General features: G+C 64.9%; 6 protein-coding genes. 4 read left to right on the top strand and 2 right to left on the bottom strand.

Going from position 1 to position 8,250, the window contains the following annotated elements; all coding sequences use genetic code 11:
• Positions 1 to 75: 75 nt before the first annotated feature.
• Both ABDW21_RS15225 and ABDW21_RS15220 read right to left on the bottom strand, forming a co-directional pair.
• Positions 76 to 1,560, bottom strand: coding sequence for a PE-PPE domain-containing protein (locus ABDW21_RS15225; RefSeq protein WP_343602864.1), 1,485 nt, complete (start codon positions 1,558 to 1,560; stop codon positions 76 to 78).
• Between the two features lie 72 nt (positions 1,561 to 1,632).
• On the bottom strand, positions 1,633 to 2,190 hold the full coding sequence (locus ABDW21_RS15220; protein WP_343602862.1) for a transposase: 558 nt from the start codon (positions 2,188 to 2,190) through the stop codon (positions 1,633 to 1,635).
• Positions 2,191 to 2,395: 205 nt separating this feature from the next.
• On the opposite strand from ABDW21_RS15220, the gene ABDW21_RS15215 reads away from it, so the two are divergent.
• From ABDW21_RS15215 to yhjD, 4 genes are all read left to right on the top strand, one after another.
• Positions 2,396 to 4,630 (top strand): NADP-dependent isocitrate dehydrogenase, encoded by a 2,235-nt coding sequence (locus tag ABDW21_RS15215; protein WP_343710662.1) that lies wholly within the window; start codon positions 2,396 to 2,398, stop codon positions 4,628 to 4,630.
• A gap of 29 nt (positions 4,631 to 4,659) precedes the next feature.
• Positions 4,660 to 5,886, top strand: coding sequence for an NADP-dependent isocitrate dehydrogenase (locus ABDW21_RS15210; protein WP_343602859.1), 1,227 nt, complete (start codon positions 4,660 to 4,662; stop codon positions 5,884 to 5,886).
• A 180-nt stretch (positions 5,887 to 6,066) separates the two neighbouring features.
• Complete coding sequence (gene trpS / locus ABDW21_RS15205) at positions 6,067 to 7,083, top strand: tryptophan--tRNA ligase (RefSeq protein ID WP_343710661.1); 1,017 nt, start codon at positions 6,067 to 6,069, stop codon at positions 7,081 to 7,083.
• Positions 7,080 to 8,108, top strand: coding sequence for an inner membrane protein YhjD (yhjD, locus tag ABDW21_RS15200; RefSeq protein ID WP_343710660.1), 1,029 nt, complete (start codon positions 7,080 to 7,082; stop codon positions 8,106 to 8,108). Before trpS ends, yhjD begins: the two co-directional genes overlap by 4 nt.
• The last annotated feature ends 142 nt before the right edge of the window (positions 8,109 to 8,250 follow it).

The raw sequence follows: 8,250 nt of genomic DNA, 5'->3' as shown, positions 1-8,250 counted from the left end.
CAATTGGCACAATCAGCTTCACATGCCAGCAGGCCGCGCCCCACCGAACCAGCCAAGCCGCGCGAAAAATCGAGGTTAGGGGGCGAGGCTCGTGAGATCGCCGATAATCGTCGCGGCCGCATCTAGGACACCGACGAATTCGAGGCCGCCCGCAAACGTGCCTACGCCTAGGTCAGCCGCGATCGGCAAACCGACAGCGTCAAGCAGGTTACCGGCCTGCAAGCTGTCCACGAAGATGCTGACGTCATACGCGGGGAGGCTGGTGAGCAGGGCGTTGACGATATCTGCCGTCGGCAGCAGAACGCCGTAGGCGGTCGAAGTCACAGCCGAAAGCGTGTTGACCAAATCGGTGAGCGATGAGGCGGGATCACTGGCGAGAGCTGACAATCCCGTCGACAGGTCGGCCAACGCGCTCGTCGTCCCCGACGAGGGATCCAGCAGCGAACTGAGCGAGCCGAGCGAGAGCGTCACCGGGTTAGGTCCGCTACCGGTGAAATCGCCGACGAAGTTATGGATACCCTGCTCGGCTCCGCTGACCAGAAGCCCGGGGAGCTGTTCGATATCGCTGAGGCTCGGGAAAAGCCCGAACGGGGTGGCTACATTGGCGGGGCTGGTCGACCAGCCATAGAGCGGGTCGCCGAAGCCCAGGTTCACCAGATACGTCAGGTCCGGCTGCAGCAGGTCGGCGATCGGGTTACCGATAATCGGGATTTCGCGCACCGGGTCCAACAGCGGCAGATCCGTGGTGGGGATCATGTAGTAGGTGGTTTCGGTGGCGCCCGATGTCGGCAATTCTATAGCCGTAGCGAGCTGCGCGGACGTGACCGGATAACCCGCATACAGGAATCCGGTCAAAGCGTTCAGGTCTGTTAGGACGTCGATGGGGTACCGCGGGAAGTCGGCCAAACCGTCGTATTCCGTCGTGTAACTGACGGTGGTGAAGTCATCAGCGGGGGCCGCGCCGTAGAACCGAACCCCCAAACTCGCGAGGTCCAGGCCAGCGAAGCGCTCCAAGATGCCGCCGTTGGGATTCATTTCGCTACCGATGAACACGAAGTGCACCGGCAGGTTACTCGGCGTGCCGGACGGGTCGAGCGCCTCCATTTCCAGCGAGGCGATAACCGCACTCTGCGAGCTGCCGAACACGGTGGTGGTGTCTCCGGCTGCCAGATTGGCCTGGATTGAGTTGTTCAGAATCGTGACGCCCTGAGCCACCGACGTGTCGAAGGGCAAGCTTTTTACGCCGGTATACGGATAGAACTGCGCGGGCGTGTACAGGCCGCTTGCCAACGCCCCAGGGTACTCGGTGCCCGGGAACGTAGGCTGCCCGGGAAAGGGCGTCGTGGGCTCGATGTAGACAGCGCTCACTACATCCACGTATCCGGTACCAGGAATCGGTTGCGTGGTGCCGCCCATCACCAACCCGATAGCCCCCGGCGCGGGGTCGGTGACGTCCGGGGCATCCGGATACGCGAAAGCCGGCGTCATCACCGAGGTCAGTGTCAATAGGCCGGCACTCGCCAGCATCCCAGGAGCAAACCAACTGGACTTGTCGGTCATCAATGCGGTCTCCCTGAGATAGTGAGCTTCAACACATAACTTTGGGACACTAACAGGTCTCCGATGACACAATCAAGATCTGCTTTCGCACCCTGGAGCCTGGCCCACACGCAGTTTCCGTACGTGTGCGATGGCGTCCAAGAACAGATAGTCCAGCTCGACCTCGTCGAGGCGGCGCTTGCTCCAGGACTCGAACTGGGTCTTGATGTCCTCGCACACCCGCGACACCGTGGACTTCGACATCGTGGCGGCCTCGCCCAGCGCCTCAGCCAACGCAGCCTCCACATCGCGCACCGACAATCCGCGCACGAATCCGGCGATCACCAGCGCCTCCAGCGCGTTGGTCTTGGTCACCCCCTTGCCGAACAGCTGGGAGGCGAACCGCTCGGTGGTGCCGCGCACCTTCGGCCGCTCCAGCGTCACCGGCCCGGCAGTGGTCTTCACCGTGGTCGGGCAGTACCCGTTGCGCATCCCCGCGCGGGCATCCTGGCTGCTTGCGGCCCGCTCGTAGCGGTCTCGGCCCAAAAACGCGGTCACCTCGGCCTCGATCGCGGACTGCAGCAACAACCGGGCGCCGAGCACCGCGACCTGATCGATTGCACCCGCCAGGTCCTCGCCACCGGCTAACACCCCATCAATTTCTGCCTGCAACCGCTGGGCAGGCGATATCCTCTTCGACACGGACGTGGGCTCCTTCCATCAGACTTGCTGGTCTGCGAGGGAACCTACGTCCGAACCCTTTTACACCGCTGGAAGGACACGACCGCGTGTTCTGCGATGAGCCGGTGAGCGATACTGAATGCCACCTCCACAACGTGACGCCGGGAGAAAGACCATGTGCGCCGACAAGCCGACCATCATCTACACGCTGACCGACGAGGCGCCGCTACTGGCCACGTACGCGTTCCTGCCGATCGTCAAAGCCTTCACCGAGCCGGCCGGCATCGAGGTCAAGGCCAGCGACATCTCTCTGGCGGCGCGCATCCTGGCGGAGTTTCCCGACTACCTGACCGAGGAGCAGCGGGTGCCGGACAGCCTGGCGGAGCTCGGCGGGATGACGCAGCTGCCCGACACCAACATCATCAAGCTGCCCAACATCAGCGCCTCGGTGCCGCAGCTCACGGCCGCCGTCGCCGAGCTGCAGGACAAGGGCTACGCGATTCCGGACTACCCGGCCGACCCCAGGACCGAGCAGGAAGAAGCTATCAAGGAACGCTACGCCAGATGCCTGGGTAGCGCGGTGAATCCGGTTCTGCGCCAGGGTAATTCCGACCGTCGCGCCCCGAAGGCGGTCAAGGAGTACGCACGCAGGCATCCGCACAGCATGGGTGAGTGGTCGATGGCCTCGCGGACCCATGTCGCGCACATGCGGCACGGCGACTTCTACGACAGCGAGAAGTCGATGACGCTGGACCGCGGGCGCGACGTGAAGATGGAGCTGGTGACCACGGGCGGCGAGACGATCGTGCTCAAGCCGAAGGTGTCGCTGGATCGCGGCGACGTCATAGACAGCATGTTCATGAGCAAGAAGGCCCTCTATGAGTTCTACGAAGAGCAGATGCAGGACGCCTACAAGACCGGCGTGATGTTCTCCTTGCACGTCAAGGCGACGATGATGAAGGTCAGCCACCCCATCGTGTTCGGGCACGCAATACGGGTCTTCTACAAGGATGCGTTCGCCAAGCACCAGGCGCTGTTCGACGAGCTGGGCGTCAACGTCAACAACGGGTTGGCCAACCTCTACGCCAAGATCGAGTCGCTGCCGGCGTCGCAGCGCGACGAGATGATCGAGGACCTGCACCGCTGCCACGAACACCGTCCCGAGCTGGCGATGGTCGATTCGGCCCGGGGAATCTCGAACTTCCATTCCCCCAGCGACGTGATCGTGGACGCCTCGATGCCCGCGATGATCCGTGCGGGCGGCAAAATGTATGGCGCCGACGGAAAGCTCAAGGACACCAAGGCCGTCAACCCCGAGTCGACCTTCTCACGCATCTACCAGGAGGTCATCAACTTCTGTAAGACCAACGGCGCCTTCGATCCGACGACGATGGGCACCGTTCCCAACGTCGGCCTGATGGCCCAGGAGGCCGAGGAGTACGGGTCGCACGACAAGACGTTCGAGGTCCCCGCGGACGGCGTCGCCAACATCGTGGACCTCGCCACCGGCGAGGTGCTGCTGAGCCAGAACGTGGAAGCCGGCGACATCTGGCGCATGTGCGTCGTCAAAGACGACCCGATCCGCGACTGGGTGAAGCTGGCCGTCACCCGCGCGCGCAACTCCGGCATGCCGGTGTTGTTCTGGCTGGACCCCTACCGGCCGCACGAGAACGAGCTGATCAAGAAGGTGAAGACCTACCTGAAGGACCACGACACCGACGGCCTCGACATCCAGATCATGTCCCAGGTGCGCGCCATGCGCTACACCCTCGAGCGGGTGATCCGCGGGCTGGACACCATCGCCGCGACCGGCAACATCCTGCGCGACTATCTCACCGACTTGTTCCCGATCCTGGAGCTGGGCACCAGCGCCAAGATGCTGTCCATCGTGCCGCTGATGGCCGGCGGCGGTATGTACGAAACGGGAGCGGGCGGCTCGGCGCCCAAGCACGTCAAGCAACTCGTCGAGGAAAACCATCTGCGCTGGGATTCGCTGGGCGAATTTCTCGCGCTGGGCGCCTGTTTCGAAGACATCGGCATCAAGACCGGCAACGAGCGGGCCAAGATCCTGGCGACGACGCTGGATGCCGCGACCGGCAAGCTGCTGGACAACAACAAGAGTCCGTCCCGTAAGAGCGGCGAGCTCGACAACCGGGGAAGCCAGTTCTACCTTGCCCTGTACTGGGCACACGAACTCGCCGCCCAGTCCGACGACCCGGAGCTGGCGGCGCACTTCGCCCCGCTGGCCAAGGCATTGGCCGACAGCGAGCAGGTCATCGTGGCCGAACTCGCCGCGGCACAGGGCGAGCCGGTGGACATCGGCGGCTATTACGCCCCGGACGCCGCCTTGACCTCGGCAGTGATGCGGCCGAGCGAGACCTTCAACGCCGCACTCGCAGCAGCGGGCTGACGCCGGCTGCGCCCGCGTAGGGTTGAAATATGTCCCCCGGAGCCAAGATCACAGTCGAAGGCACGGTGGTGGAACTCGACGGCGACGAGATGACGCGGGTCATCTGGCGGTGGATCAAGGACATGCTGATCTTCCCGCACCTCGACATCGACCTCGACTACTACGACCTGGGCATCGAGCACCGCGACGCCACCGACGACCAGGTGACCATCGACGCGGCGTATGCGATCAAGAAGCGCGGCGTCGGCGTCAAGTGCGCCACCATCACCCCCGACGAAGCCCGCGTCGAGGAGTTCAACCTCAAGACCATGTGGTCGTCGCCGAACGGGACGATCCGAAACATTCTGGGCGGCACCATTTTCCGTGAGCCGATCGTGATCTCGAATGTGCCGCGGCTGGTTCCGGGCTGGACAAAGCCGATCGTCATCGGCCGCCACGCGTTCGGCGACCAGTACCGGGCCACCGACTTCGCCGTCGACAGGCCCGGCACCGTCACGCTGACGTTCACCCCGCACGACACCGGTGAGCCGATCGTGCACCAGTTGGTGGACATCCCGGCGGACGGCGGTGTGGTGATGGGGATGTACAACTTCACCGACTCCATCCGTGACTTCGCCCGCGCGTCGTTCTCCTATGGCCTGCAAGAGAACTACCCGGTGTACCTGTCGACTAAGAACACCATCCTCAAGGCCTACGACGGCATGTTCAAAGACGAGTTCCAGCGCATCTACGACGAGGAGTTCAAGGACTCCTTCGAGGCCGCCGGGCTGAGCTACGAGCACCGGCTGATCGACGACATGGTGGCCGCCTGCCTGAAGTGGGAGGGCGGCTATGTGTGGGCGTGCAAGAACTACGACGGCGACGTGCAGTCCGACACCGTCGCCCAGGGCTACGGGTCGCTCGGGCTGATGACGTCGGTGCTGATGACCGCCGACGGCAAGACGGTGGAGGCCGAAGCCGCGCACGGCACCGTCACCCGGCATTTCCGGCAGTACCAGCAGGGCAAGCCCACCTCCACCAACCCGATCGCCTCGATCTTCGCCTGGACCCGCGGCCTGGCGCACCGCGGCAAGCTGGACGACACGCCCGCAGTGACCGACTTCGCCCAGACGCTGGAGGATGTCGTCGTCGGCACCGTCGAGGCCGGGCAGATGACCAAGGACCTCGCGCTGCTGATCGGTCCGGACCAGCCCTGGCAGACCAGCGAGGAGTTCCTCGGTGCGATTGCCGGCAACCTGGACAAAGCGCTGGCCTGAGACGTGACCAGCCGGCCGGGCTGGTCGAGGCGGGGCTGGTCGAGGCGGGGCTGGTCGAGGAAGGTCGCGATCACCTCGGACGTCGCCGCTACCGCGGGGCGCGTGGGCTATGCGTCGGCACCGGCGTGAAAAGATCGCCGGTGTGACAAAGATCCCCAATGTGACGACGTTCGAGCCATCATGAGCACCGCGACCGGATCCCGCCGGGTCTTCTCCGGCGTGCAGCCCACCTCGGACTCGCTGCACCTCGGCAACGCGCTGGGGGCGGTCACCCGGTGGGCGCAGCTGCAGGACGGCTACGACGCGTTCTTCTGCGTCGTCGACCTGCACGCGATCACCATCCCGCAGGATCCCGAGGTGCTGCGGCGGCGCACGCTGGTGACCGCCGCTCAGTATCTGGCGCTGGGGATCGATCCGGTCCGCAGCACGATCTTCGTGCAGAGCCACGTGCCCGCCCACACCCAGCTGGCGTGGGTGCTGGGCTGTTTCACCGGCTTCGGCCAGGCGTCGCGGATGACGCAGTTCAAGGACAAGTCGACGCGCCACGGCAGCGAATCGACGACGGTGGGGCTGTTCACCTATCCGGTGCTGCAGGCCGCCGACGTGCTGGCCTACGACGCCGAGCTGGTGCCGGTCGGCGAGGACCAGCGACAGCACCTGGAGTTGGCCCGCGACGTCGCGCAGCGGTTCAACAGCCGGTTCCCGGACACCTTCGTCGTCCCCGAGCTGCTGATCCCGAAGGTCACCGCCAAGATCTATGACCTGGCCGACCCGACATCGAAGATGAGTAAGTCGGCGGCCACCGACGCCGGCCTGATCAACCTGCTCGACGATCCGGCCCTGTCCGCCAAGAAGATTCGCTCCGCGGTGACCGACAGCGAACGGGAAATCCGCTACGACGTCGATGCGAAACCCGGCGTCTCGAATCTGCTGATCATCCAGTCCTCGGTCACCGGCGTCGAGGTGGACGCCCTGGTGGAACGATACGCCGGGCACGGCTACGGCGACCTCAAGACGGACACCGCCGAGGCCGTCGTCGAATTCGTGACACCGATCAAGGCCCGGGTCGACGAATTGCTCAGCGATCCCGCCGAATTGGAGTCCCTGCTGGCGGCCGGCGCGGCACGGGCCGAGGAGGTGGCCGCAAAAACGGTCGACCGGGCCTACGACCGGCTCGGGTTCCTGCCGCGTCGATGAGCGAGCCGGCCAAGCCAGGAATCCTCGACCGGCTGCGGTCGCGGTACGGGTGGTTCGACCACGCCATGCGCGCCAACAAGCGGTTCAACGACGCCAAGGGCGACTACTTCGCGGCCGGCCTCACCTACTACACGATCTTTGCGCTGTTCCCCTTGCTGATGGTTGGTTTCGCGGCCGGCGGGTTCGTGCTGTCGCGTCAGCCCCGTCTGCTGGCCGACATCGACAACAAGGTCAGGTCCGCGCTTCCTGGCAACCTGGGTCAGCAGGTGCTGGACTTGATCAACGCGGCGATCGACTCCCGTGCGTCGGTCGGGGTCATCGGTCTGGCCACCGCCGCCTGGGCGGGGCTGAGCTGGATGGCCAACCTGCGCAAGGCGCTCAGCGAGATGTGGGAACAGCATGCGCAGCCGCCCGGCTTTCTCCGCGCCAAGCTGTCCGATCTGGCGGCGATGACGGCCTCGTTCGTGGCGATCCTGGCCACCGTTGCGCTGAGCACTCTGGCCAGTACCGAGACGATGGCGACAGTGCTTGGCTGGCTGGGCATCCACAATGCCCCGGTGTTGGACGGGATTCTTCGGGGTGTTTCGCTGCTGCTCTCGCTGCTGGTGGCGTGGCTGTTGTTCACCTGGATGATCGCCCGGCTGCCGAGGGAGTCGATCAGCTTCGCCGGCTCGATGCGCGCCGGGCTGATTGCGGCGGTCGGCTTCGAAGTGTTCAAGTTGGTCGCGTCGATCTTTCTGCGGTCGGTGTTGCGCAGCCCGGCCGGTGCGACGTTCGGGCCGGTGCTGGGTCTGATGGTGTTCGTCTATGTCACCTCGCGGCTGCTGCTGTTCGCGACGGCGTGGGCGGCGACGTCGCCGGAGAACCTCGTCGCCCTGTCGGTGGAACCGCCGGGCCCCGCGGTCATCACCGCCCGGGCGCAACTCGATGATGGCCTGAGCGCGCGGCAGGCGTTAACTGCGGCGGCCATGGGAGCCTTTGGAGCACTAAGCCTTTCCCGGCTGATACGCAGGCACCGAGGCTAGTCGTCGCGCTCATAGGTTCGTCGGGATCATGTGTTTGTCACCAGGTCTGCGGCACAGCCGGGTAGATGTGAGTAACGAGGCGTGTGGGTCGACCCTGTTCAGCCCGGCCGCACCGAACGTGAAGCCGTTGCGACCACCCCGT

It is taken from the genome of Mycobacterium sp. (assembly GCF_039583805.1).
In the GTDB taxonomy this organism is placed as follows: domain Bacteria; phylum Actinomycetota; class Actinomycetes; order Mycobacteriales; family Mycobacteriaceae; genus Mycobacterium.
Note: the sequence above shows the minus strand (reverse complement) of the source record. Positions and strands in the feature narration are given on the sequence as shown.